This window comes from Pseudomonas sp. NPDC087029 (assembly GCF_044745345.1).
Classification (GTDB): domain Bacteria; phylum Pseudomonadota; class Gammaproteobacteria; order Pseudomonadales; family Pseudomonadaceae; genus Aquipseudomonas; species Aquipseudomonas faucium.
The window spans coordinates 73,037-98,068 of the sequence record NZ_JBIVAB010000016.1; the positions used below are offsets into that span (position 1 = coordinate 73,037).

Genomic DNA, 25,032 nt, shown 5'->3' on the forward strand with positions numbered 1-25,032 from the left:
TGAAGCGATTATCCGCCGCAGGCCAGGGCGACGGTAGCGGCGCCTGAAGATTGCCGCATTACCCTGAGCCTGGCGCTGCCGTGCTCGCGACTGGCCAGGGCCAGGGCCGCACTTTCGGCAACGCCCCAGCAGCCGCTGTGGGCGTAGGCAGAGGCCGAACGGTGGGTGAGCAACGGTTCGAAAGCCTGCAACTGGCTGGCAGTGAACACCACCAGGGGCAAGCCGAGGCGCAGGGCCAACTGCTCAAGCCCCGGCTCATCGGCCTTGAGGCTGATCGTGGCAATGCCGCGCAGCGTGCCCAGGGCCTGGCCGTGGGCAGCCAGGCTCTGGCGCAGCAGCGTGTCGAGGTGGTCCAGCGAACAGCCGCGGCGGCAGCCGAAGCCGGCGTACAGCGCCGGCAGGGCTGCTTCAGCGGCCATCAGGCGTGCTGGGCGCGGCGATACAGCCAGGCGCTGAGCAGGCCCAGGGCCACCCAGAACGCGGCATTGGTCAGCCACGAGGCGATCTTGAACTGGGTTTCCAGGGCCTCGGGCGCCAGGCTCTGGTGAACTTCAGGCTGCGGCGCGCCGATGACGTGCGGCACTACCAGCAGCACCGCGCCGGCGACCTTGAGCAGCCAGTGCCGGGCGAACACCAGCAACGCCAGCCCCAGCGCAGTGGCGGCTGCGGTGCCGATCCACCAGCTCTGGCGCTGGCCCAGGTCGGCGGCCGCGGTGCCAGGCAACTCGGGCGGCAGGCCCAGGGTGGGTGCCAGGCAGAACACCGCGAAGCCGGCCAGGCCCCACAGCGCGCCGGTGCTCACCCGGTTGGGTTCGCGCAGGCTGTACAGGGCGGCCAGGATCAAGGCGAAGCCCACAGCCACCACCAGGTTGCCGCCGGTGGTCGAGAGGATGCGCTGCCAGCCATCTTCCGGCGACCAGGCCTCGGCGCTGTGTTCGTGGGCCGCGACGGCTTCGCCGTCATGGCTGTGGTGCTCGGCGGCAGGGGCGGCGGTCTCGTAGGTTTCTGCCTGGAGAATCAGCGGGGCGACCCAGAAGCTTTGCAGCAGGGTCAGCAGCAAGGCTGCGAGCAGGCCGCTGAACCCGGCGGTGCGGGCAATGCGCTTGATCATCGGGCGGGCCTCAGTGGCAAGGGAATGCGGCGCTGTGGCGGGTGTCGTGGGCGGCATTGTGCACCGCCTCGATGTGCGAGAAACCGGCGAAGTAGACCAGGCACAGGCCCAGCAGGCTGGCCCCTACGGCGATGACGACGCGCTGGCTGAGGGTGACGGGGGTGGCGATGCTGTGCTTGGCGCTGGTGATGGGCATGACGCGTTCCTCTGTTGTTTTGAGCTCAACGGGCAAGCGCGGCAGCCCCAGGCGCGAGGCGCCCGAGGGAATGCGACAGCGCCCGCCCACCGCGGGGTGTTCATGTGACGCCAGGCCGGTCTCCGGGCTTGCGAGGAGGAGCAGGGCTCCTTTAAAGCATCACCTTCCCATGCCCTACGACGTGGCACAGTGGTCTAGACGCTTCGCTCGCTTACCGTTGCGGGGGCAGCACCGGCCTGGTCCGGCCCTGTTGCAGGGCCTGCGACGCACCGGTTTCCCGTTTCACCCCCAAGGGGGCACCTGAACGCAAGGCGTTAGGAGACCACGGGGCAGGGTTTCCGTCAATTGGTTGCAAGTTATTACGGCGGCGCGAGAGGCGACAAAACCACCGCATCAGTTGACCACCCGCCACCCCCCGCGTAGCCTTGCCGCTTCGAGGTTCTTCGGCCATGCCGAAGCTAAGACGGGAACGCGGTTCAAGCCGCGGCTGCCCCCGCAACTGTAAGCACCGGCAACGGAACGACACAGCCACTGCGCCCCAGCGCGGGAAGGCGTCGTCCTACCCGGCCCCGTTCATCGAACGGGCCGCGACGGTGCAAGCCAGGAGACCTGCCTCGACACGTTTTCGACTTTCAACCGGGCGGGGTGATCCGGTGGCGAACGAGCCCGGCCGGCCTGGCCCGTGGCTTTCGTCCCGCATGCCCGCGCCATTTGCCAAGGGCAACGCGACATGAAAACACTGGCCAAGCTCCCCGTCACCATCGTCACCGGCTTCCTCGGCTCGGGCAAGACCACCTTGCTGCGGCACATGCTCGACAATGCCCAGGGCCGGCGCATCGCGGTCATCGTCAACGAGTTCGGCGAACTCGGCATCGACGGCGAGATTCTCAAGCAATGCAGCATCGGCTGCAGTGAAGAAGAGGCCAGCGGCCGCGTCTACGAGTTGGCCAACGGCTGCCTGTGCTGCACGGTGCAGGAGGAATTCTTCCCGGTCATGCGCGAGCTGGTGGCCCGCCGTGGCGACCTCGACCACATCCTCATCGAAACCAGCGGCCTGGCCTTGCCCAAGCCTTTGGTCCAAGCCTTCCAGTGGCCGGAAATCCGTACTGCCTGCACCGTCGATGCGGTGATCACCGTGGTCGACAGCCCGGCCGTGGCTGCCGGCACCTTTGCCGCCTACCCGGACCAGGTCGACGCGCAGCGCAAGCTCGACCCCAACCTGGACCACGAATCGCCACTGCACGAGCTGTTCGCCGACCAGTTGGCCAGCGCTGACCTGGTGGTGCTGAACAAGGCCGACCTGATCGATGCCGAAGGCCTGGCCAAGGTGCGCGCCGAAGTGGCCGAAGAGCTGCCGCCTGCGGTCAAGGTGATCGAGGCCAGCAGCGGCCGCCTGCCACTGGACGTGTTGCTGGGTCTGGGCGCCGAGTCCGAGGAGCACATCGACGGCCGCCGCACGCACCACGATTCACACCATGACGGCGACGATCACGACGACCATGACCACGACGCCTTCGACTCCATCTCCATCGACCTGCCCGAAGCTGACGAAAGCCTGCTGCTCGACGCCCTGACGCAACTGGTGGTGGAGTTCGGCATCCTGCGTGCCAAGGGCTTTGCCGCCATCCCCGGTAAACCGATGCGCCTGCTGGTGCAGGGCGTGGGTACCCGTTTCGACAAGCACTTCGACCGCGCCTGGCGTGCCGACGAGCCGCGCATCACGCGCCTGGTGCTGATCGGCCAGGACCTCGATGCCGTGCAACTGGAAGCGCGCCTGCGCCAGGCCCTGGGCGCCTGACCCATGCACCTGCTGCGGACCCAGCCCGGCGGCTTCGTGCCGGACGACAGCATTGCCGACCTTGGCCAGACACCCGCCGAGCTGGTGATCCTCTGCAGCGGCGACTCGCATCTGGCATTGCTCGCCGAAACCGCCGAGCAACTGCCCGATGATTTCCCCAGCCTGCGCCTGGCCAACCCGATGCAGGTGCAGAACCATGCCTCGGTCGACCTTTATGTAGACGAGGTGCTGCGCCACGCCAAGGTCATCCTGGTGTCGTTGCACGGCGGCGTCGGCTATTGGCGCTATGGCGTCGAGCAGTTGGTGGTACTGGCTGCCCATGGCGTGCAGTTGATCCTGGTGCCGGGCGATGACCGCCCGGACCCGGAGCTGACCGACCTGGGCACGGTAACCGGCGACGCAGCCCAGCGCCTCTGGCACTACCTGCGCCAGGGCGGCAAGGCCAATGCCCTCAACCTGTTCAACTGCCTGGCCAGCCAATGGCTTGGGCGTGACTACACCTGGGACGAGCCGCAACCCTTGCCGCGCACCTCGGTGTATCACCCCAGCCAGGCGAGCGCCACGCCCGATGCCTGGTACAGCCAGTGGCACCCCGACTACCCGGTGGCGCCGCTGTTGTTCTACCGCTCGCACCTGCAGGCCGCCAACACCGCCTTCATCGATGTGTTCTGCCAGCGCCTGCAGGCGGCCGGGCTCAACCCGCTGCCGATTGCGGTCGCCAGCCTCAAGGAAAGCCCCTGCCTGGAGCAGGTGGAGCAGTGGCTGGACGAAGTGGGCGCCGAGGTTCTGATCAATACCACCGGGTTCGCCATGTCCAGCCCGGAGCGCCCCAACCTGCGCCCGTTTCGCCGGGACATCGCGGTGCTGCAGGCGATCTGCGCGCAAGACAACCAGCCAGCCTGGGAGGCCAGCGAGCAGGGCCTGGGTGCCCGCGACCTGGCCATGCACATTGCCTTGCCGGAGCTGGACGGGCGCATCATCACCCGGCCGGTCAGCTTCAAGGACATGGCCTGGCGCAGCGAGCGCAGCCAGTCCGATGTGGTCTGCTACCGGGCCCACCCCGAGCGCATGGACTTCGTCGCCGAACTGGCGCGACGCTGGGTGGAGCTGGCGCGCCTGCCCAATGGGCAGAAGCGCGTGGCGCTGGTGCTGGCCAACTACCCGACGCGCGACGGGCGCATCGGCAATGGCGTGGGCCTCGACACTCCGGCGGCCGCGCTGAACATACTCAAGGCCATGAAAGCCGAGGGCTACCCGCTGGGCGAGCTGCCGCACAGCGGCACCCAGCTGATTCACCAACTGCTTGGCGGTGTGACCAACGACCTCGATCACCTCGACCAGCGCCCGTGCGCGCAGAGCTTGAGCCTGGCCGACTATAAAGAAGCCTTCGAGCGCCTGCCGGCCGCCAACCGCCAGGCCGTGCTCGAACGCTGGGGCCCGCCCGAGCAGGACCCGATGTACCGCAGTGGCCGGCTGATGGTGGCCGGCTTGCGCTATGGCCTGACCTTCGTCGGTATCCAGCCGGCCCGGGGCTACCAGGTCGACCCCAGCGCCGTGTACCACGACCCGGACCTGGTGCCGCCCCATGGCTACCTGGCGTTTTATTTCTGGCTGCGCCATGCCTATGCCGCCGATGCGCTGATCCACGTCGGCAAGCACGGCAACCTCGAGTGGCTGCCCGGCAAGGGCGTCGGCCTGTCCGCCGCGTGCTGGCCGGACGCCTTGCTCGGCCCGCTGCCGAACATCTACCCGTTCATCGTCAATGACCCGGGCGAGGGCGCCCAGGCCAAGCGCCGCACCCAGGCAGTGATCATCGATCACCTGATGCCACCGCTGACCCGTGCCGAAACCTATGGCCCACTGCGCCACCTGGAGCAGCTGGCCGACGAGTTCTACGAAGCGCAGCTGCTCGACCCACGGCGTGCCCGCGAGCTGCAGCGCGATATCCTCGAACTGGTCAAGGCCAACCACATCGACCGCGAGCTGCAGCTGGAAGGCCAGCTGGACGACGCCGCGGTGTGGCTGCCACGGCTGGACACCTACCTGTGCGACCTGAAGGAATCGCAGATTCGCGATGGCCTGCATGTGTTCGGCCAGTCGCCCCAGGCGCGGCTGCGGGTCGATACCTTGCTGGCGTTGCTGCGGGTGGAACGCGGTGATGGCCGCGAGGGCAATGCCAGCCTGCTGCGCGCACTGGCCAAGGCGTTGGCGCTGGGCTTCGATCCACTCGACTGCGACCTCGGCCAGCCCTGGCCCGGCCCACGGCCGGCAGCCTTGCAGGCCATCAGCGACGAGCCATGGCGCACCTGCGGGGATACCCGCGAGCGCCTGGAGCTGCTGGCGTTGCAGCTGATCGAGCAGGCCCTGGGCGCAACCCTGCAGCTGCCCGACGAGCCGTGCTGGCAGCCGGTGCAGGCGGTGCTGCGCGCCTTGTGCGAGCAGGTAGCGCCGAGCCTGGACGCCTGCGGCCCGGCTGAGATCAACGGCTTGCTGGCGGCCCTGGCGGGGCGTTTCGTGCCGGCCGGGCCCAGCGGCGCGCCCAGCCGTGGCCGCCTCGATGTGCTGCCCACGGGGCGCAATTTCTACACCGTGGATGTGCGCAACCTGCCCACCACCACGGCCTGGCGCCTGGGCTTCGCCTCGGCGAACCTGATTCTCGAGCGGCACCTGCAGGACCACGGCGACCACCTGCGCCAGCTCGGGCTGTCGGTGTGGGGCACGGCGACCATGCGCACCGGCGGCGACGACATCGCCCAGGCCATGGCGCTGATGGGGGTGCGGCCGGTATGGGCCACTGGTAGCCAGCGCGTCGATGACTTCGAGATCCTGCCGCTGAGCCTGCTCGACCGCCCGCGGGTGGACGTGACTTTGCGCGTCTCGGGCTTTTTCCGCGACGCCTTCGGCAACCTGATCCGCCTGTTCGATGCGGCGGTGCAAGCGGTGGCGGCGCTGGACGAGCCTGGCGACCTCAACCCCCTGGCCGCCCGCGTGCGTCAGGAGCGCGAAACTTTGCAGGCATCTGGCGTGGCGCCCGAGCAGGCGGCACGCGAGGCCGGCTGGCGGGTGTTCGGCGCCAAGCCCGGTGCCTACGGCGCCGGTGTGCAGAACGCTATCGACGGCCGCCTGTGGCACAGCCGCGACGACCTGGCCGAGGTCTACCTCAACCATGGTGGCTATGCCTATGGCGGCAGCGACGACGGCACCCCGGCGCGCGCACAGTTCGCCCGGCGCCTGGGCCAGGTCCAGGCGGTGCTGCAGAACCAGGACAACCATGAGCACGACCTGCTCGATTCCAACGATTACTACCAGTTCCAGGGCGGCATGCTGGCGGCGTCCGAAACCTTGGCCGGTGCGCCGGTGGCCAGTTACCACGGCGACCACAGCCAGGTCGACCGCCCGCGCATCCGCACCCTCAAGGAAGAGCTGAACCGGGTGATTCGTGCCCGGGCGCTGAACCCCAAGTGGATCGACGGGGCCAAGCGCCATGGCTACAAGGGCGCGTTCGAGTTGGCGGCAACGGTCGACAACCTGTTCGCCTTCGACGCCACCACGCACCTGATCGACGATCATCATTACCAGTCGCTGGCCGATGCCTACGTGCTCGACCCGGCGACCCGCGACTTCATGCGCGAGCACAACCCCGAGGCGCTGCGCGACCTCACCGAGCGGTTGCTGGAGGCCCAGCAACGCGGGCTCTGGGAGCAGCCGGGCGACTATCGCGAAGCGCTCGAGGAACAACTGCTCGATGGCGAGGAACAGGCTTGAAATGAGTGAACCCGTGCAATTTCCCTTGGCTGCGGTGGTCGGCGCCGACGCGCTCAAGCTGGCGCTGTGCCTGACGGCCATCGACCCGAAGATCGGCGGCGTGCTGATCGAGGGGCCACGCGGCATGGCCAAGAGCACCTTGGCCCGCGGCCTGGCGGACCTGCTCGGCGAGGGGCCTTTCGTGACCTTGCCGCTGGGCGCCAGTGAGGAGCGCCTGGTCGGCACGCTGGACCTGGACGCCGCGCTGGGGCAGGGCAAGGCGCAGTTCTCCCCCGGTGTGCTGGCGCAGGCCGATGGTGGCGTGCTGTATGTCGATGAAGTGAACCTGCTGCCCGATACCCTGGTGGACCTGCTGCTCGACGTGGCCGCCAGCGGTACCAACCGCATCGAGCGCGATGGCATTTCGCACCAGCACAGTGCCCGTTTCGTCCTGATCGGCACCATGAACCCCGAGGAAGGCGAGCTGCGCCCGCAATTGCTCGACCGTTTCGGCTTGAATGTGCTGCTCGAAGGGTTGCCGGCCCCTGAAGCGCGTCAGCAGATCATTCGTCGCCGCCTGGCGTTCGACAGCGACCCACAGGCGTTCTGCGCGCAATGGGCTGCGGCCCAGGCGCAATTGCGCGAGCGCTGCCAGGCGGCGCGCCAGGCGCTGGCGGCGATTGCCCTCGACGATCAGGCACTGGCGTGGATCACCGAGCGTTGCTATGCCGCCGGTGTCGACGGCCTGCGTGCCGACCTGGTCTGGCTGCGTGCGGCGCGTGCGCATTGCGCCTGGCGCGGCGGCGAGGCGATCGAGCAAGGCGATGTGGAGGCGGTGGCCGAGTTCGCCCTGCGCCACCGGCGCCGCCAGCTGCCAGAACCCACCGCCCATTCCACGCCACCTGCCAGCGCCCGCGGCGAAACGCAGCAGCAAGGCGGGCAGGGCGATTGGGGCGCGCTGCCGGCAGAGCCGGTCAGCAGCGGTGCTCGGCGCGAGGTGCCGAACTGGGCAAAAAAGCCCTGAGCATCCGCCCACCGGGCAACAAGGTGGCGGATGCCATGCCCCGTGTCGGCAAACTGAGCGGCGCCAGCCGTGGCCGTGCCCAGCTGTCGGGCAAGGGCCGCGTGGCCTGGTTGCCGACGCTGCTGAAAGGGCGCCCTCGCCAGCGCCAGGACCTGTGCTGGCAGCAGCGCCAGGGCCAGGCCGCGCAATTGTGGCTGGTGATCGTCGACGCGTCTGCCTCGACCCGGCGCCATCAGGCATTGGCGCAGAGCAAAGGCTTGCTGGCCGAGTTGTTCGACCAGGCCTATCGCCAGCGCGCCCGGCTGGCGCTGCTCACCGCCAGTGGTGGTGCGCCGCAGTGGCAGCGGCATGGGCTCAAGGCATCAGCCGCGCTGCAGCCTTGGCTGCAAGCGCTGGGGGCGGGCGGGGGAACGCCGTTGATCGAGGCGCTCGACCAGGCGCGCCGGTGGTTGAATGCCAGGCGCAAAGCCCATCCGCAGGAGCTTCAGCATTGCCTGATCTTTACCGATGGTCGCCTGCAACGCTTAGGGGAGCTGCACCCGATGCCTTGCGCCACCTTATTGGTAGACATGGAATTGGCGCCAGTTCGCTTGGGGCGTGCACAGCAGTTAGCTGAACAACTGCAGGCCGATTACCAGCATCTGGAACAGTTCAAGTTAATAAGGTGAGTTGTAAAAGGCGGGCGTGGCGCGACACTATGTCGCATTAAAAAAGTTGCCTCGACGGCAGGCTGGAAGTTGTACAAGTGCGTGCCTGGCACGCACTTGCCGGTGCACCGTGGCGATTACTTGGGCATCGACCAGGGTTGCAGGTCATAGCCTTTCTGGCACAGTTCGGCGCGCACTTCCTCGATCAGGCTGGCCCATTGCGCCGGGTCCGAATAGGTAGACGACGACACTTGCTTGCTGCCGATGCGGGTGCTGGTCCGGTCGATCACCGCCAGGCTCAGCTCGCCCGTACCGTTGGGCGCATCCCAGGCTACGCACTGGAAGGGTTCGAAAGCGTGGTCGGCAATCAGCAGGGCTTCGTTGACACGGAGCGGGGCATTCATGGTTCGGTCTCTCTATGTTCCCAACAGCGTAATGAAGGTCCGCGTTACTGCTACGTCGCTTCAGCGTATCGCGATCTGCAGTGCGGGGTTATTCGTACTGATGCTCCAAGTTAGGGGTGGAGTCACACCGCGTTGATAATTTTTTTTGATTTGAACCGTTTTTATTTTCCGGCGCCGCGTGTGACGTCAATTAAATTGAAAAATTCCGAACGTGCTTCACGCCTGCAGCATCGGGCAGACAGACGGTAGTGGGCACCGTCAAGTTCGTTGCTACTGTTAAAACGGCGCCGCAACTTACTGTTTTCACGTAAAAAACCACAAATTGGCGCCAAGGAACGGTCATGCACGAATCCGCCGCCCTTCGTCGCTTGCTCATCGTCGACCCGTGCGATGATTGTCACCGTTTGTTACCAGGCTTGGAGAGTGGGGGCTGGGATGTCCACAGCTGTAGCCTGGACCTGGCCCTGGAGCACCGCTGCGACCTTGGGCTGTTGCGCCTGCAGGCCTCGCACCTGCGCCACCCCGACGCGGTCAAGGACATGATCAAGCGCAGCAATACCGAATGGATTGCGGTGCTCGATGCCGACCAGCTGCGCATGCAGAACGTCGGCGATTTCGTCTGCGAGTGGTTCTTCGATTTCCATACCCTGCCATTCGACGTGTCCCGCGTGCTGGTGACCCTGGGGCGGGCCTTTGGCATGGCGCGCCTGCGCGGCAAGGGCAGTGTGCCGATCAATGGCCTGGAGGATGAACTGCTGGGTGACAGCCGGCCGATCCTGGAGCTGCGCAAATTGCTCGGCAAACTGGCGCCCACCGAATCGCCGGTGCTGATCCGTGGCGAGAGCGGCACTGGCAAGGAGCTGGTGGCGCGTACCTTGCACCGCCAGTCACAACGTTGCGAGATGCCGTTCATCGCCATCAACTGCGGGGCGATACCCGAACACCTGATTCAGTCCGAGTTGTTCGGGCACGAAAAGGGCGCCTTCACCGGCGCCCATCAGCGCAAGGCAGGGCGCATCGAGGCGGCCCATGGCGGTACGCTATTTCTCGACGAAATTGGCGACCTACCGCTGGAGTTGCAGGCCAACTTGCTGCGTTTCCTGCAGGAAAAGCACATCGAGAGGGTCGGTGGCAGCCAGCCGATTCCCGTGGATGTGAGGGTGCTGGCCGCCACCCACGTGGACCTGGAAAAAGCCATCGAGCAAGGGCGTTTTCGCGAAGACCTGTATTACCGGCTAAACGTCTTGCAGGTGGTGACAGCGCCCTTGCGTGACCGGCATGGTGACCTGTCGATGCTGGCCAACCATTTTTCCCACTTCTACAGCCTGGAGACCGGCCGCCGGCCGCGTACCTTCAGCGACCACGCCCTGGCCGCCATGGGGCGGCACAACTGGCCGGGCAACGTCCGCGAACTGGCCAACCGGGTACGCCGGGGGCTGGTGCTGGCCGAAGGGCGGCAGATCGAAGCCCAGGACCTGGGGTTGCACGTGCTGGAGCAGGAGGAGCACCCGCTGGGTACCCTGGAAGACTACAAGCACCGCGCGGAACGCCAGGCGCTGTGCGATGTGCTCGACAGGCACAGCAACAACCTGAGCATTGCCGCGAAGGTGCTGGGGGTGTCGCGGCCGACATTCTATCGGCTGCTGCACAAACACCAGATTCGCTGAACCTGGCCCCAGGCGGCCGATCGATCAGCTCGACTGGGCGATATGCCCGTCCGACAGTTCCTCGATCGTCTCTTCTTCACCTGGCAGCGCCGTGATGACGCTGAAGTCGCTGACCTCGACCTCGCCACCGCCATACCCCAGCAAGTGGAAGGAAAATGCCTTGCGCAGGGTTGGGTTGTCGAAGCCGAACTCCATCTCCAGCGGCTCATCGGCCGTGACCCGAATCTCTTCGGGCAGGCCCAGCGGCACGTCCTGCTCCAGCTCCTTGGCCTTGAGCTGGATATAGGCCACATGCTGGCGGTCGAGGGCGCGGACCTTGACCCGCACCCGCGTGTGCGAGCCTTCTGGCATTTCCAGGTACTGCGCGCCGATCAGGTTGTCGGCCCAGTCATCGTGAATGCGTGCCTGCAGCGGGATGGCCGAAGGGCCGCCGAACTGGTAGCGCAGGTTGAGTGGGGTTTGCAGCAGAGACTGGTCGAGCACCCCGGCCAGGGCGTTGAGCTGTGGGCCGGCCTGGCGCTCTGCCGGGCCGAGGTAGCGGGCCTGGTCGGCAATGAAGCCCTGGCTGGCATAGCGGCGGCAGCGTTGCTGGAAGTCGCACTCGGTGAACACGCCTTGGCCATCGTGGTAGCGCAGCATGCCATTGGTGTAGGAAATCATCTCTCGCCCGCTGTCGTAATCGCGCAGCAACGAGCGCCCGCCCAGGGCGACCGGGATTGGCAGGGCAAAGTAGTCGAGCAGCGACGTGGTCAGGTCGATGTGCCCGTAGGTGCCTTGCTTGAGGTGGGGCAGTTGCGCCTGCTCCGGGGCCAGGAGCAGGTTGAAGCCCCACGATGAGGCCAGGCGCACCCCGTCGATGCCGTGGGATTCGTCCGAAGTCACCACCACCAGGGTGTCCTTGAGCACCCCTTGGCGCTCGAGGTTGTCGAGAAACGCCCCCACAGCATCGTCCAGGTAGGCTACTGCTGCCTGTTTGGCCGTGTCGTAACGCGCCAGGTAATCCGCCGGCGCCGAATACGGCTGGTGGGTGCCCACGGTCAGCAGGGTGAGCATCCATGGGCGGTCTTGCTGGCGCAATTGACCGACGTAGTCCAGGGCGCCTTCGAAGAAAGCCCGGTCGTCCTTGCCCCATGGGAATTCCAGGTAGTTCTCATTGCTGAACCACTCCAGGCCGTGCACCGAGTCGAAGCCGATGTGCGGCATGATCCGGTCCTTGGCCATGAAGCGCAGGCCCGCGCCTTGCAGGTAGTGGGTGCTGAAGCCGGCCTGGCGCAACTGCGACGGCAGGCAGGCCAGGTTGCGTTGCTGCTGGGTCAGCAGCTCCATGCCTTTGGGCGTACCGTTGGCGAGCTTGTCGTAGTCGCCGCAGAGCATGGCGTACAGGCCGCGAATGGTCTGGTGGGTGTGCAGCACGTAGTCCGGCGTGTTCATGCCCCGCTCGGCCCAGCGGCTGAGGTTGGGCATGAGCTCTTCGTCGAAGCGGCTGTGCAGGGCCTGGCGGTTGGGCCGCAGGTAGGCACCGGGGATGCCTTCGAGGGTGATCACCAGCAGGTTGCGGGCGCTGCCGGGGCCAGCCAGCAGCTTCTGGCCATGCAGGTCGGCCTGGGTCAGGCCGGCACTGGGCAAGGGGGTGATCGGTTGTTCCTGGCCGCCCCAGGCAAGGGCGCGGCGTTGCAGGTCGTTGACGCCTGCCGACAGCAGCTGGTGGGAGAGGTTGTACTGGCGCCACTGGTCGGCGTCCGAAGGGGCAAGCTGTTGGCTGCCCCAGTGCAGGCCGAACAGCAGCACCGGGATGCACAAGGCCCAGCGCGGCAGCGCGGCAGCCCGCTGCGCGCGGGTGCTCCAGGCGCTGAGACAGCAGGCCAGCAGCCCCCCGGCCATGAGCCAGGGCAGCCAGCCATGGGCAAGGCCGCCGCCGGTGGAGTTTTCCATGAACTGGGGGTCGATCAGGTACGCCAGGTCACCACTGTTCGGTAGCCGCCCGACAGCGCTCACCAGCTCGGCCGAGGCCACCCACAGCGCCGCCCAGGCCAGCAGCACGGGCAGGGCCAGCCACGCGGGGCGACGGTGCAGCAGCACGAGCAGCAGGCTGCCCAAGGCCAGGTCCGACAGGTAGCCAAGCGGGTTGGACCAGCCCAGCAGGGCGCGCGCAGTCAGTGGAATCACCAGCACCAGGGTCGCCAGGGCGACGAGCCGGGAGTGCGGGTGGCCAAGCAGGTTCTTCACGAAAACTTTCCTTAATTGACTTCAAGATGTCATATCGCAGTGGGCGATGATAACAGCACGCTGTCAGGAAAGCGGTCGGCTACAAGGTTGGTTACCAAAACCCGGCCCGCGCGGGGGCCGGGTTGCGCCATGGCAAGTCAGAAGTAGTAGGGGAATTTCAGGCTGAAGGAGAAGTCCGGGGCATCGTCGGTCAGGCCGATGGCCAGGTTGGGGACGATGGTGAGGTTGTTGCTGGCGGCAAACGTCAGGCCGATGTTGAAGTTGGCCGCGTTGTAGTCGCTGTTGGTGATCGACTGCCAGTCACCGCCGTCAGGCTTGATCTTGCTCTTGCGGGCAAACTGGTCGGTGACCGAGAACGACATGCTCATCTTCTCGTTCAGGGCAAAGGCGATACCGCCGCCGATCTGCCAGGAGTCGCCCAGTTTCACATCGCCCGGCACCTTGGTGTTGACCGTGGGGCTGATGTCGCTGAACGAATCCTGCATGTTGTAGGTGTACGACAGGCTGCCGAACAGCACCGCCGGGTCGAAGGTCTTGACCAGCGAGATGCCCGGGGTGATGGCCCAGACGCCGTTACCGGTCGGCAGGTCTTCAGGAATGGCCAGGTTGTCGTTGCCCGGGTCCTGGATCAGCTTGATGCCATAAGGGTCCTTGCCGGTAGGCGCCTTGACCCGCAGGGTGGCGACGGCATCGGGCCAGTTTTCCGACTCGTCGATGAACTTGTAGGCCACGCCGACGTTGACGTCGCCGATCATCGGGTCGCGGGTGACGGTGCCGTCGGAGCTCACCCCGGCAGCACCGCCGGCACCGCCCGAGGAATAGGTCGATTCGCGATAGACGATGGGCACGTTTATATCGAATTGCCAGCGTTGGTCGACGTTGTAGCGTGCGGTCAGGTCCAGCGTCCAGTTGTCGGCCTTGATGCGGTCGATGTTGATGTTGCCCAGGAAGATCGAATCGAGCGCCAGGAAACCGTTGAGGGTCAGGGCGCGGGTGTCGTAGTGGGTGTAGGTCACACCGGTTTCGACGCTGAACTTGCCGCCGCCGAAGAAGCCGCTGGCCTCGTCATACAGGTTGGACACGCTTTGCGCCGGTTCCGAATCGTCCTTGAGCGACTGGCCATAGGAGCTGCCACTCGCGCCAGGCGCCCCGGAGGCCACGGTTTGCGCCCCCTTGACGCCTTCGGCCGGCGACTTGGTCAAGCGCTTGGGCGCAGGTGCCGCCGGGGCTTCCTCGACCTGGCGAAGGCGTTGTTCCAGCACCATCAATGCATTCTGTTGGGCTTCGTAGCGCTCTTTGAGCGCGATCAGTTCTTGTTTCAGTGCTTCGACCTGGGGGTCGGTTGCTGCTTGAAGCAAAGTGGCCGGGGCCAAGGTACTCAAACAAACGATAGCTCTCAACGTAAACAAACGATGCATGGATTAGCCGTCCCTTCTGACTACTTGTTCGATGAGACTGAGCGTAGATCAGTATCCGCCGTTGCGAAGACCTTTGAGCTGATCAAGATTGGCGTTCATCGGCGCTGCGGCCGAGGGGTTGTCGCGCAGCACCACATTCAGCTCGGTCAGGTTGCGCACCTGGTTGCCCGCGCCGAGCAGGGTGGTGTTCTGCATCAGCCCACCCTGGGCCAGCCGCTGCAGGCTGCTGCCCTGGTTGTTGTTGGCGACGATGCCCAGCTGAACCCCGGTGCCGTTGGCCGAAACGCTCAAGGAGCCTGCGCCGTTGGCGCCGGTCAGGGTCTGGCCGGCTGCCAGGGCCTGGCCTTGCGGCGGCGTGGCCGGCGCCTCGTTGCCCTTGGTGACATTGATGCCGACATCGTTGTAGGCCGCGTTGTAGTCGCCTGCGGCGCGCACCACCTGGGTCACCCCCTCGGTGCTGTTCAGGCCGCTGCCACCGGTGATGGTGCCGGTGCCCGGGGCCTGGTTGTGCGAGGTGCCGGCACCTTTCTCATTGATCATCGACACATAGAACTGCGGCTGCAGGGTCGAATGCTGGATCTGCATCGAGGAGGTGGCGCCGATCACTTCACCATTGGCGTTCTGCCAGGTGCTGGTCATGACCACGCCGAAGCTGACGATGCGCCCGGGCAATACGTAGCGACCCCGCAGGTTGGCCAGCTCCTGATCCTTCAGTTCGATGGGCTTGAACGTCTGTGCCTGGGTCGGCAGGCTGGCAGCCAGGCAAAGGACTGCGAGCCAGCATGAAGTCTTCATGGGATGCTCCCGGGGCGTCTTGCCCCTTGTCATTAGAAGAAGTCGCTTTGGATGAAGCCGAAGTCCATCAACTCTGCATCCTTCACCGGGGTGAAGTTGTTGATGCGATTCTTGGCGCTCAGTGGCAGGGGCGGGTCGAGCAAGATGTTGGACTTGTCGTACCCTTGGCCGATCACGGCGAAGATGATGCCGTTCCAGCCCTTGACGAAATCATCGAGCTTGAAGCGTTTGTGGCCCAGCACCGGGTCGCCGATGTAGACCCAGCCCTGGTCGACCTTCTGCATCACCACGAAATGCTTGTAGCCGCGGATATCCATCAGCACCACCACCGGGATGCGGATGCTGTGCAAGGTGTCGGCGGCTACCCGGTAGCCGCGGGCGCGCATGCCCAGGCTTTCCACGTAGCGCTTCATGTCGAGCATCGAGAAGCCCTGGGTACGCACCAGGTCCTGGTCGGCGTTGGCCAGCATGCCCTCGATCACGTGTTGTTCGTCCACGTCCAGCCAGTAGGCCTGGCGCAGGATGGTCGCCAGCGACGCGGCGCCGCAACTGAAGTCGGTTTTCTGTTGCACAAGGTCAGCGAACTTGCGCTCGCGGATGCTTTGCACGGGCTTGTAGATCACCGCGCCGCCCGGCAGGACGGACAACGGCATTTGGGCTGCTTCGCTCACACTGGCCATGCACAGCAAGAACGCCAAGGCGATAATGCGCATGTTCGATGCCCCCAACGGGTTTGGTTGAAAGAAGGCCCCCCGAAGGGGGCCTCCAGGCCACAGCAGTTACATCGAGGTGTTGGAGATGGCCAGCGAGTTGCTTTGCTGGTTGCCCACACCGGATGCCACGTTCACGCCCAGGTTGCCACTGCCGCCATTGACCGAACCACTGAGGGTTGCGGTGTTGGTGACAGGGTTGGCCCAGCCGGTCGGGGTCAGCACTTGGAAGGACACGGTGTTGCTCAGGTCATACGAGTTGGCCTCGTTGTAGCTCTTCGAGATGCTGTCCGAAGATTGCGAGGCTTTGTCGCCAGACTTCTCGAAGGCCGAAGCGTTGGCTTTTTCCCATGCCGAATCGTGAGCCTTCTCGTAGGAAGTATCACGGGCCTTGTCATAGGAAGAGTCGCGGCTGTGGTCATACGAGGAGGCGTTGGCCTTGTCGTAGGACGAGTTGAAGGCCGTGTCGAACGACGAGTTGCTGGACGACTGGTGCGACTTGTCGATCGATGCATCGAGCGATGCATTGAGCGAGGCGTCGAAGTCGCCGCTGCGCGAACGTGTGAAGTTGCCGAAGGTTTGCGACGAAGACGCACTGCCCGAGGCGCTGGCATCGAGCGAAGCGTTCACCGAAGCACTCGACGAGGAGCTGTGGTCAGTGCTCGCCGTACCGTTGGCAGCCCAGTTGTTCGAACCATTGGCGCTGCTATTGTTGCTGCCGCTGGCGCTGCTGCTGTTCGAGCCGCTGGCGGTCATGCTGCTAGACCCGCTGGAGCTGCTGCTCTTCGAACCGCTGGCACTGCTGCTTTGGTTGCCAGACACGCTGAAGCTCGAACTCGAGCTCTTGTCGACGCTCGCATCGAACGAGCCGCTACGCGAGGACGAACCGCTCGAGGTGGTGGTGAAGCTCAGGGTATCGAGCGAGTAGGTACGATCGGCGCGGTTTTCCACGGTCAGGCCAGGCCCGTTCTGATTGGCGCTGGCGGTGGCAGTGGAGTTGCCAATGGCGGCACTGTTGTTGGCAATGGCCATGGTGTTTTTCTGTTGGTTCAGGTCGCCACCGGCCACGTTGATGCCAACGTTGCCGCTGCTGCCGTCAGCCGAACCACTCATGACCGCAGAGCTCTGGGTCGACCAGTTCTTGACGATGTTGTTGTTGCTGGTTTGACGGACGCTTGCAGTGGCTTCGGAGTTGCCGAAGACGAAGCTGTTGTCGATTGCGGCGTTGTCGGACGCGGTGTTGGCAATGGCCGCGGCGTTGTCCTGCTGGTTGCCGTTACCGGCCGCCACGTTGACGCCCACGTTGCCGCTCGCGCCGGTGCCGGAGCTGCTCATTTCAGCTTCGTTGACGGTGCCTTCGTTGAGGATCTTGTTGCCAGTGCTGCGCTGAGTATCAGTCGCCTTGGCAGTGGCGGTGGTGTAGATCTGCTTTGCCGGTGGTGTGTGGTTATTGTTGTGGCCGTGGCCACGCCGGTCGTTCTGATCCGCTTGTGCAGCAACAGCCATGACCGCAGCAATTGCGAAAACCAGAGGCTTGATTGCCATCGAGGGTTTCATGGTGTTTCTCCGTCTTCTTTAGGTTAAGTGTTGTGCTTACTTACACCTTCGGGTCAGTTCGGGACCCGTACGCTCAGGGTGTTTGCCATCTGGTTGCCCACCCCGGCGCTCTGATTCAGCTGAATGACCCCGCGGCTACCGGTGAATGCCTGGTCACCGGTGGTGACATGGCGATAGCCGGGAGAGGTATCAGTCGGATCGGAGCTTTTGATCAGCGCCACGTTCTGCTGCAACAGGACGCTGTCATCGATGCTTTGCGGTTGTGTACTGATGCTGATGCGCAGGGCGTTGGCCTGCTGGGTGCTGGCCCCGGCGCTCTGGTTCACGCCCAGGGCACCGTTGCCATGGCTGAAGGCATTGCCCTGGATGCTGGCGGTGGCGCCCATGTTGGGGTCGATGATCGACAGCTGGCGCTGGCGGATCTGCGTGGTCGCTGCGGCATGGGTGCCGGTGGCGATGGCGCGGGCGTTGGCCTGTTGCTGCAGGTCGCCGGCCGCCTGGTTGACGCTGAAGTTGCCTTGGTACTGCGCGCCGGAGCTGTCGATGTCGGCGCTGTTGATCACGGGAACGGGCGACTGGGCGAAGGCCGAGGCACTGCACAGGGTGGCCAGGATAAACAGCGTCTGCCTCATCTCATTTGCCTCCGGTCAGCATCTGCAGGGGCGCCAGGCCACGCTGCACGCTTGAGTTGACCATGTTGGAAATGCCGTTGCCGGAGCCTGACCCACGGCCGGCCGCCAGGTTGGGCAGCTGGGTCTGGGTGCCGATGCTGCCGCCGACGTTGTTGGTCTGCTGGGTGATCAGCGAGGAAATGCCGGTGCCGCTGGTGATGTTGGCGAAGTCGCCATCACTGAGCTCGTTGGTTTGCCTGAGCACTTGCGCGGACGGGTTGGCGTTGGCGGTGGTGGGGTAGGGGTCGGGCGCCAGCGGCGCACGGGTGGCGATGCGTGGCTGCACATCGCGGGTGATCACGATGATGCCGTTGTCGGCCTGCACCGGAACGCTGAAGCCCGCGCCCAATGCACAACCGACCAGCAACAGGCGGCAGATGCCATTGTCCAGTTTTCCCATGACGGCAATCCTTCTTCAGCGCTGGCCTGAATCGGCGTTGCGAGGAGGAGAGCAGAAGGCGTGCCGCTTTTGGATATTGCCGGTGAATCAGTGGGTTGCATGAACTTGCTGGCGGCGCTGGGAGAATCCTGTATCAGCGTTGAGACAGATTTTGGCCAACCGGGGCCATTTGCCGCTATGGCTGTTGCGCGAAAGGCACTTCCAGGCGTTGTAACAGCTGCGTGACACTTCCCCAGCCCTGGGGGAAGAAGTCCGCAAACACGGGGTTCAACGCCCGCCTGGGTGTGTCAGGGGGTTAACACTCGGTGGGGCAAACCGGGGATTTACCTTGCAACAGGCCCTGCACGGCGCGCAATGCCGCCGCGCTGCGTTGCGGCCAGTCACCTTCTATTACCTGCAGCGGCTGCCGATGCTGCTGCAGCCAGGCCAAACTGTCGGCGAAAAAGCGTTGCCGGTCGGCAAGGTCCGGCTGGCTGCGCTGGCCGTCGGCCACCCAGCCCACGCCTTGCGGGCTGAGCAGCAGGTGCAGGTCATAGCGGCGAGTCAGCAGGGCCTGCTCCAGCCACGCCGGGCAATCCTGGAACAGCGCCCGGCTCCAGAGCATGTTGCTGAGCAGGTGGGTGTCGAGGATCAGCAGTTCAGGCGCCTGCTGGCGTGCCTGGTCCTCCCAGGCCAGCTGGCCCTGGGCGATGGGGGTGATATCGGCGTAGCAGGTGTCGCGGCCTTCGCGGTCGATGAAGTGGCGCACGTACTCGCCCACCACCACGCCGCCGAAATGCGCCTGGATTTCGCCGCTGAGCCAGCTCTTGCCGCTGGACTCGGGGCCACACAGCACCAGGACCTTCATGCCTGCAGCGCCGGGTCGCGGCGCCACTCCAGCCAGCCGCGCACGGCAATCAAGGTCAGCACGGCGAAGAAACCTGCGGTGAAGTACAGCGCTTGGTGCAGGTACTGGCCGACGTAGGCCACGTCGACCACGAACCACAGTGGCCAGCACTGCACGCGCTTTTGCGCCATCCACAGTTGCGCGACCAGGCTGAAACCGGTCAGCGTGGCGTCCAGCCAGGGCAGGGCAGCATCGGTCCACTGGGCCATGGCCGCGCCCAGGGCCACGCTCAGCAGCAGGCCGCCTGCCAGCCCGGCGGCCACTGCCGGCACCGGCAGGCGCGAGACCTGGCGGGCATCTTCGACCCGGCCCGGTCGCTTCCACTGCCACCAGCCATACAGTTGCAGCGCGGCGTAGGCCACTTGCAGGAGCATGCCCGAGTACAACTTCACATCGAAGAACAGCCAGCCATATATAAGCACCATCACCAGGCCGATCGGCCAGCACCAGGCGTTCTGCTTGACGGTAAGCCACACGGCGGTGACGCCGAGCACGGCGGCGATGAGTTCGAGGCCGGACATCGGCGATCCTTGGCTGCTTTGGAAGGGGCGCGATTGTAGCCTGTGGGCGAGGGCAGGTGTAGCGCAGCGTGTGGGCTGGCTGCACCGCCCCGCACGGGGTCACACCTTGAATTGCCGAAGCATCTGCTCCAGGCCTTCGCTCAACTGCCCCAGGGCCAGCCCGGCATCGCTCGACTGGCGCGCCGCATCGGCGGTCTGCTGCGACAGCCCGGCGGTGTCGAGCACGTTGCGGTTGATTTCCTCGACCACATGCGACTGCTGCAGGGTGGCGCTGGCAATCGAGGCATTGAGGGCGGTGAGGCTGTGCAGCGCCTGGTTGATGGCGCTGAGGCTGGCACCGGCCTCGCGGGCCTGTTCGACGGTCTGGCGCGACGCCTCGCTGCTGGTGTCGATGGCTTTGACCGCGGCATCGGACTGCTTCTGCAGGTGCTCGATCATGGTATGGATCTCGGCCGTCGACTGCGCCGTGCGCTGGGCCAGCAGGCGCACCTCGTCGGCCACCACGGCAAAGCCGCGGCCCTGTTCGCCGGCGCGTGCGGCTTCGATGGCGGCGTTGAGGGCGAGCAGGTTGGTCTGCTCGGCAATGGCGCGGATCACGTCCAGCACGCCGCCGATCCGCGTGCTGTGCCCGGCCAGGTCGCGGATCACCTGCACTGCCTGGTCGATGGTCAGCGACAGGCGGTCGATCTGCTGCAGGCTGCCCTGGATGGCCTGCTGGCCATTTTCCACCTGCTGTTGCGCGGCATGCATTTCGCCTGCGGCCTGCTCGGCGGTCTTGGCCACGTCCTGGACGGCGTAGGTGACTTCGTTGACGGCAGTCGCCACCTGGTCCATCTGCAGCGATTGCTGGGCACTGTGCTGCTGCGCGGCGCCGGCGTTGTCGCCGACATGCCCGGCGGAGTGGGCCAGGGCGTGGGCGGTTTCCTGCAACTGGCCAACCACCCCCTGAAGCTTGCCGTTGAAGCGGTTGAAGTGTTCGCCCAGCTGGGTGATTTCGTCGCGGCCATGGGTGTCCAGGCGGCGCGTCAGGTCGCTCTCGCCGCTGGCGATATTGCCCATCGCCTGCACCGCCTCCTGTAGCGGGCGGGCGATGCTGCGGGCGATCAGCATGACCACCAGGGCCATCAGCAGGGCGATGCCCAGGCCGACCAGGGAAGCGTCACGCAGTTGCCGGGCGAATTCGGCCTGCACGTCATCGACATAGACGCCGGAGCCGATGACCCAGCCCCATGGCTGGAACAGCTGAATGTACGACGTCTTGGCCACCGGTTCGCTGGCACCGGGCTTGGGCCAGCGGTAGTTGACCGGCCCGGCGCCCTGGCTGCGGGCGAGGGCGGCCATTTCGTTGAACACCGCAAAGCCGTCCGGGTCGCGGATCGCGGACAGGTCCTGGCCGTCGAGCTTGGGGTTGGTCGGATGCATGATCATCTTCGGCCCCAGGTCGTTGATCCAGAAATAGTCGCCCTGGTCATAGCGCAGCGCGCGCACAACCTGCAGCGCCTGCTGCTGGGCGGCCTCGCGGCTGAGCGTACCGGCGGCCTCCAGCCCCTGGTAGTAGGCCAGTACGCTGGCGGCGGTCTGCACCACATGGCGGGTCTTTTCCGCCTTGGCCTGGTACAGGTCGCCGTGGATCTGGCGCAGCATCAGCAGGCCCAGAACCAGCAACATGCCTACCGCAACCAGCAGAATCAGCCACAGGCGGCGACTGATCGACATCGACCTCAAGGTCTTCATGAACGGCACTCCCGCATTGTTCTTGTTATTCAGTGCATCCAAGCACGCTTGGCCGTCAGTGCAGTATCCGACTAATGGCTAAGTGCCATTTATTTATAGCACCTCGGCCTGCCGGGCGAGCCATCGCCAGGCCGCTCTGCTAGGCTGTCGGCCGCGCAGGATGAAACCTTTAGCCTGGGTGAACTTTTCCACTGGCGTAACTCCAACAGTCGCTGTAAAAGATCCGCGCCGCGAACGGCATATACAAGCAAATCAAGAACTAGGGGCCTGCAAGCAGCAGCGCTTCAACGGGGGAACAATGGATTTTTGGACTGCCTTTCAGGCAATCATCTTAGGCGTAGTCGAAGGCTTGACGGAGTTTCTGCCGATCTCCAGTACCGGGCACCAGATCATCGTCGCCGACCTGATCGGTTTTGGCGGTGAGCGGGCCATGGCGTTCAACATCATCATCCAGCTGGCAGCGATCCTGGCGGTGGTGTGGGAGTTTCGGCGCAAGATTCTCGACGTGGTGATCGGCCTGCCCAGCCAGCCGAAAGCGCGACGCTTCACGGCCAACCTGCTGCTGGCGTTCCTGCCGGCGGTGGTGCTGGGGGTGCTGTTCGCCGACCTGATCCACCACTACCTGTTCAACCCGATCACCGTGGCCACCGCGTTGGTCATCGGTGGCGTCATCATGCTCTGGGCCGAGCGCCGTGCGCACCGGGTGCAAGTGGACCACGTCGATGACATGCGCTGGACGCACGCGCTGAAAATCGGTTTCGTCCAGTGCCTGGCGATGATCCCGGGCACTTCGCGTTCGGGCTCGACCATCATCGGCGGCCTGCTGTTCGGCCTGTCGCGCAAGGCGGCCACGGAGTTTTCGTTCTTCCTGGCGATGCCGACCATGGTCGGCGCCGCGGTGTATTCGGGCTACAAGTACCGCGACCTGTTCCAGCCCGCCGACCTGCCGGTGTTCGCCGTAGGCTTCGTCACCTCGTTCATCTTCGCGATGATTGCGGTGCGCGCGCTGCTCAAGTTCATCGCCAACCACAGCTATGCGGCGTTCGCCTGGTACCGCATCGTGTTCGGCCTGCTGATCCTGGCGACCTGGCAGTTCGGTTGGGTCAACTGGTCGACGGCTGCCGGCTGATGCGCCTCAAGCTGCTGGTGCTGGCTGTGCTGTGCCTGCTGCCCTTGGCGGGTGCGTTGCAGATGGCCTGGATCGGGCAGTCGTGGCTGCCGCTGGGGCTGTACCCGGCGGCCAGCCTGGTGGCCTTGCTGTTGTACTGGCAAGACAAGCAGCAGGCGCGCAATGCCGGCTGGCGCACGCCGGAAAAGGTGCTGCATGCCAGTGAACTGCTCGGCGGCTGGCCGGGGGCATTGGTGGCCCAGCAGTTGTTCCGGCACAAGACGCGCAAGCTGTCGTATCAGGCCGTGTTCTGGGGCATCGTGCTGCTGCACCAGGTGTTCTGGGCCGACTGGCTGTTTCTGGGCAACCACCTGCTGTCGTAGGGCCCGGCCTAGATCAGCAAGCCCACCTGCAGGCGCTTGGGCAGGCGCCGCACCACCAGCTGGTGCGAGCGCTGCAGCAAGTCGCACAGCTCTTCACGGCCCATGGGGTAGGGCGGCTGCATGATGACCCAGTGCGCCCGCGCCAGGTAAGGCGCAGGGCGCACCCCAGGGCGGTCGCAATAGCCCAGAAACAGCTCGTTGCCCACCTTGAACGACAGCCCTTCACCCGCCAGCCCGATGACCGCGAACATCTTGTTGCCGGCCACCGAGAACACGCGGATGCCGCCCCATTTGTAGTCTTCCCGTGCCCCCGGCAGGCTCAGGCAAAACGCCGCCACCTGCTCCTCGGTCATCTTCTGCCTAGACATAACGCTCTCCACAGGCCTCGAACGAGGCGGCGAGGTGGTCGATCCATACCCGCACCGCCGGCAACACGCCTCGCCGATGGGGGTACACCGCTTGCAGGTAGCCCCCCGGCAGCGACCATTCCGGCAGCAGCCGCACCAGCTCGCCGCGGGCCAGCTCTTCTTCGCAGAACATGCTGGGCAAGGCGGTGAAACCAAGCCCGGCGCGCACGGCGGCGTTGCGCACCACGAAGTCGTCGATGGCCAGGCGCGGTTCCAGGGCAATTTCCTGCTCCCGGCCATTGGGCCCGTGCAAGCGCAGGTGCACCAGCCGGTCGGCCTCGGCGGCGCCGAGCACCGGCAGGCTGGCCAGCTCGGCCGGGTCGCGCACATGGTCGGCAAAGCCCGGCGCGGCCACCAGTTGCATCTGCGCCTGGCGCAGGCGGCGGGTGACCAGCGCCGGGTCCTCATCGCCCAGGTCGCGCACGCGCAGGGCCACGTCGATGCCTTCGGAAATCAGGTCGACGCGGCGGTTGAGCAGCACCATATCCAGTTGTACCTGCGGGTACTGCTGCAGGAAGCGGCTGATCACATCGGGCAGGAAGGCATGCGCCAGCGCCACCGGGCACGACACCCGCAAGCGGCCGCGCGGCTCGCTGCTCAGGCTGGCCACCACCTCGTCGGCCGCCTCCGCTTCCATCAGCATCGCCTGGCAATGGTGCAGGTAGCGTTCACCGACCGTGGTCAGCTTCAACTGCCGCGTGGTGCGTTGCAAAAGGCGCGTGCCGAGGCGTTCTTCCAGCTCGGCGATGCGCCGCGACAAGCGCGATTTGGGGATCCCCAGCTGGCGCCCGGCAGCGGCGAAACCGCCGGCTTCGACCACGCGGGCGAAATAGAAGAGGTCGTTGAGGTCTTGCATGGCTGTCTCACTGTTCTACCTGTGGGACAAACTAACGCATTTTTACCGGCTTATCAGCTATTGGTCGCTTAGGTAGGATTCTCTCCATCGTGATCGCCCACCGCCGCGGTCTTCATTCACAGGAGAGTCCCATGAAACTGTTGCATATCGATTCGAGCATCCTGGGCGACAATTCCGCCTCCCGCCAGCTCAGCCGCGAAGTGGTTCAAGCCTGGAAAGCCGCTGACCCGAGCATCGAAGTGGTCTACCGCGACCTGGCCGCCGACGCCATCGCCCACTTCTCGGCGGCCACCCTGGTCGCTGCCGGCACCCCGGAAGACGTGCGTGACGCCGCCCAGGCCTTCGAAGCCAAGCTCAGCGCCGAAACCCTGGAAGAGTTCCTGGCTGCCGACGCCGTGGTGATTGGCGCGCCGATGTACAACTTCGCCGTGCCGACCCAGCTCAAGGCCTGGATCGACCGCGTCGCGGTTGCCGGCAAGACCTTCCGCTACACCGAAGCCGGCCCAGAAGGGCTGTGCGGTGACAAGAAAGTGGTGCTGGTGTCCACTGCCGGTGGCCTGCACGCCGGCCAGCCGACCGGTGCCGGCCACGAAGACTTCCTCAAGGTGTTCCTCGGCTTCATCGGCATCACCGACCTGGAAATCGTCCGCGCCCATGGCCTGGCCTATGGCCCGGAACACCGCAGCAAGGCGATCGATGCTGCCCAGGCGCAGATTGCCAACGAGCTGTTCGCCGCAGCCTGATCCGGCCAGCCACAGCGCACCCGCCT

Annotated in this window: 24 protein-coding genes, 1 pseudogene and 2 riboswitches; of the genes and pseudogenes, 8 read left to right on the plus strand and 17 right to left on the minus strand. The window is 65.4% G+C overall.

Annotation, left to right across the window (positions count from 1 at the left end):
* Nucleotides 1-8: 8 nt before the first annotated feature.
* From ACIPG5_RS21555 to ACIPG5_RS21565, 3 genes are read right to left on the minus strand one after another with little or no spacing between them, the layout of a single operon-like run.
* The gene (locus ACIPG5_RS21555; RefSeq protein WP_176510827.1) at nt 9-401 is read right to left on the minus strand and encodes a cobalamin biosynthesis protein; all 393 of its coding nucleotides are present in this window, start codon (nt 399-401) and stop codon (nt 9-11) included.
* A 17-nt stretch (nt 402-418) separates the two neighbouring features.
* A complete protein-coding gene (locus tag ACIPG5_RS21560; protein ID WP_176510816.1) occupies nt 419-1,111 on the minus strand; it encodes a CbtA family protein in 693 nt (230 codons plus the stop codon).
* A gap of 10 nt (nt 1,112-1,121) precedes the next feature.
* Nucleotides 1,122-1,307 (minus strand): CbtB domain-containing protein, encoded by a 186-nt coding sequence (locus ACIPG5_RS21565; protein WP_110638052.1) that lies wholly within the window; start codon nt 1,305-1,307, stop codon nt 1,122-1,124.
* Between the two features lie 95 nt (nt 1,308-1,402).
* A riboswitch (cobalamin riboswitch) is annotated at nt 1,403-1,626 on the minus strand.
* Between the two features lie 100 nt (nt 1,627-1,726).
* A riboswitch (cobalamin riboswitch) is annotated at nt 1,727-1,939 on the plus strand.
* Between the two features lie 98 nt (nt 1,940-2,037).
* Here ACIPG5_RS21565 and cobW point away from each other — a divergent pair.
* From cobW to ACIPG5_RS21585, 4 genes are read left to right on the plus strand one after another with little or no spacing between them, the layout of a single operon-like run.
* Nucleotides 2,038-3,105, plus strand: a complete 1,068-nt coding sequence (cobW, locus tag ACIPG5_RS21570) for a cobalamin biosynthesis protein CobW (RefSeq protein WP_236235718.1) — start codon at nt 2,038-2,040, stop codon at nt 3,103-3,105.
* Between the two features lie 3 nt (nt 3,106-3,108).
* On the plus strand, nt 3,109-6,870 hold the full coding sequence (cobN, locus tag ACIPG5_RS21575; RefSeq protein WP_401378021.1) for a cobaltochelatase subunit CobN: 3,762 nt from the start codon (nt 3,109-3,111) through the stop codon (nt 6,868-6,870).
* A 1-nt stretch (nt 6,871) separates the two neighbouring features.
* Entirely contained in the window at nt 6,872-7,873 is a 1,002-nt protein-coding gene (locus ACIPG5_RS21580; protein ID WP_176510819.1) for an ATP-binding protein, read from the plus strand.
* 35 nt (nt 7,874-7,908) lie between these two features.
* On the plus strand, nt 7,909-8,541 hold the full coding sequence (locus ACIPG5_RS21585) for a VWA domain-containing protein (RefSeq protein WP_401378024.1): 633 nt from the start codon (nt 7,909-7,911) through the stop codon (nt 8,539-8,541).
* Nucleotides 8,542-8,657: 116 nt separating this feature from the next.
* Here the strand turns inward: ACIPG5_RS21585 and ACIPG5_RS21590 are convergent, their stop codons facing one another.
* Nucleotides 8,658-8,924, minus strand: coding sequence for a hypothetical protein (locus ACIPG5_RS21590; RefSeq protein WP_176510821.1), 267 nt, complete (start codon nt 8,922-8,924; stop codon nt 8,658-8,660).
* A gap of 341 nt (nt 8,925-9,265) precedes the next feature.
* Here ACIPG5_RS21590 and ACIPG5_RS21595 point away from each other — a divergent pair, with 341 nt between their 5' ends.
* On the plus strand, nt 9,266-10,591 hold the full coding sequence (locus ACIPG5_RS21595; protein WP_176510822.1) for a sigma-54 dependent transcriptional regulator: 1,326 nt from the start codon (nt 9,266-9,268) through the stop codon (nt 10,589-10,591).
* Nucleotides 10,592-10,615: 24 nt separating this feature from the next.
* On the opposite strand, the gene ACIPG5_RS21600 is transcribed toward ACIPG5_RS21595, so the two are convergent.
* The 11 genes and pseudogenes from ACIPG5_RS21600 to ACIPG5_RS21650 form a co-directional block, all read right to left on the minus strand.
* Complete coding sequence (locus ACIPG5_RS21600) at nt 10,616-12,817, minus strand: LTA synthase family protein (protein ID WP_401378029.1); 2,202 nt, start codon at nt 12,815-12,817, stop codon at nt 10,616-10,618.
* Nucleotides 12,818-12,954: 137 nt separating this feature from the next.
* Entirely contained in the window at nt 12,955-14,235 is a 1,281-nt protein-coding gene (locus ACIPG5_RS21605) for a hypothetical protein (RefSeq protein WP_401378032.1), read from the minus strand.
* Between the two features lie 48 nt (nt 14,236-14,283).
* Nucleotides 14,284-15,030 carry a hypothetical protein gene (locus tag ACIPG5_RS21610; RefSeq protein ID WP_176510825.1) on the minus strand — a complete coding sequence of 249 codons (747 nt, stop codon included), beginning with the start codon at nt 15,028-15,030 and terminating at the stop codon, nt 14,284-14,286.
* Nucleotides 15,031-15,062: 32 nt separating this feature from the next.
* The gene (locus ACIPG5_RS21615) at nt 15,063-15,743 is read right to left on the minus strand and encodes a C39 family peptidase (protein WP_176510826.1); all 681 of its coding nucleotides are present in this window, start codon (nt 15,741-15,743) and stop codon (nt 15,063-15,065) included.
* 66 nt (nt 15,744-15,809) lie between these two features.
* Complete coding sequence (locus tag ACIPG5_RS21620) at nt 15,810-17,297, minus strand: heme utilization protein (RefSeq protein ID WP_236193319.1); 1,488 nt, start codon at nt 17,295-17,297, stop codon at nt 15,810-15,812.
* A gap of 53 nt (nt 17,298-17,350) precedes the next feature.
* Nucleotides 17,351-17,929: an adhesin gene (locus ACIPG5_RS21625; protein WP_176518242.1), complete on the minus strand. Its 579-nt coding sequence runs from the start codon at nt 17,927-17,929 to the stop codon at nt 17,351-17,353.
* Between the two features lies 1 nt (nt 17,930).
* Entirely contained in the window at nt 17,931-18,368 is a 438-nt protein-coding gene (locus ACIPG5_RS21630) for a hypothetical protein (RefSeq protein ID WP_176518241.1), read from the minus strand.
* Nucleotides 18,369-18,663: 295 nt separating this feature from the next.
* Nucleotides 18,664-19,215: an AAA family ATPase gene (locus ACIPG5_RS21635; protein WP_236193321.1), complete on the minus strand. Its 552-nt coding sequence runs from the start codon at nt 19,213-19,215 to the stop codon at nt 18,664-18,666.
* Nucleotides 19,212-19,775 carry a nicotinamide riboside transporter PnuC gene (pnuC, locus tag ACIPG5_RS21640; protein WP_401378038.1) on the minus strand — a complete coding sequence of 188 codons (564 nt, stop codon included), beginning with the start codon at nt 19,773-19,775 and terminating at the stop codon, nt 19,212-19,214. The genes ACIPG5_RS21635 and pnuC overlap by 4 nt, the downstream gene beginning before the upstream one ends.
* A 99-nt stretch (nt 19,776-19,874) precedes the next feature.
* Nucleotides 19,875-20,609: a methyl-accepting chemotaxis protein gene (locus ACIPG5_RS21645; protein WP_373876238.1), complete on the minus strand. Its 735-nt coding sequence runs from the start codon at nt 20,607-20,609 to the stop codon at nt 19,875-19,877.
* Between the two features lie 138 nt (nt 20,610-20,747).
* Nucleotides 20,748-21,509 (minus strand): annotated as a pseudogene (locus tag ACIPG5_RS21650) (cache domain-containing protein); the annotation flags it as partial.
* A 298-nt stretch (nt 21,510-21,807) separates the two neighbouring features.
* On the opposite strand from ACIPG5_RS21650, the gene ACIPG5_RS21655 reads away from it, so the two are divergent.
* Nucleotides 21,808-22,638, plus strand: a complete 831-nt coding sequence (locus ACIPG5_RS21655; protein WP_236193326.1) for an undecaprenyl-diphosphate phosphatase — start codon at nt 21,808-21,810, stop codon at nt 22,636-22,638.
* Complete coding sequence (locus ACIPG5_RS21660) at nt 22,638-23,000, plus strand: DUF1294 domain-containing protein (RefSeq protein ID WP_371872009.1); 363 nt, start codon at nt 22,638-22,640, stop codon at nt 22,998-23,000. The genes ACIPG5_RS21655 and ACIPG5_RS21660 overlap by 1 nt, the downstream gene beginning before the upstream one ends.
* An 8-nt stretch (nt 23,001-23,008) precedes the next feature.
* Here the strand turns inward: ACIPG5_RS21660 and ACIPG5_RS21665 are convergent, their stop codons facing one another.
* Both ACIPG5_RS21665 and ACIPG5_RS21670 read right to left on the minus strand, forming a co-directional pair.
* Nucleotides 23,009-23,368: an MmcQ/YjbR family DNA-binding protein gene (locus ACIPG5_RS21665; RefSeq protein ID WP_176518295.1), complete on the minus strand. Its 360-nt coding sequence runs from the start codon at nt 23,366-23,368 to the stop codon at nt 23,009-23,011.
* The gene (locus ACIPG5_RS21670; RefSeq protein ID WP_286913471.1) at nt 23,361-24,263 is read right to left on the minus strand and encodes a LysR substrate-binding domain-containing protein; all 903 of its coding nucleotides are present in this window, start codon (nt 24,261-24,263) and stop codon (nt 23,361-23,363) included. The genes ACIPG5_RS21665 and ACIPG5_RS21670 overlap by 8 nt, the downstream gene beginning before the upstream one ends.
* 131 nt (nt 24,264-24,394) lie before the next feature.
* Between ACIPG5_RS21670 and ACIPG5_RS21675 the strand changes: the two genes are divergently transcribed.
* Nucleotides 24,395-25,006 (plus strand): FMN-dependent NADH-azoreductase, encoded by a 612-nt coding sequence (locus ACIPG5_RS21675; protein ID WP_401378042.1) that lies wholly within the window; start codon nt 24,395-24,397, stop codon nt 25,004-25,006.
* The last annotated feature ends 26 nt before the right edge of the window (nt 25,007-25,032 follow it).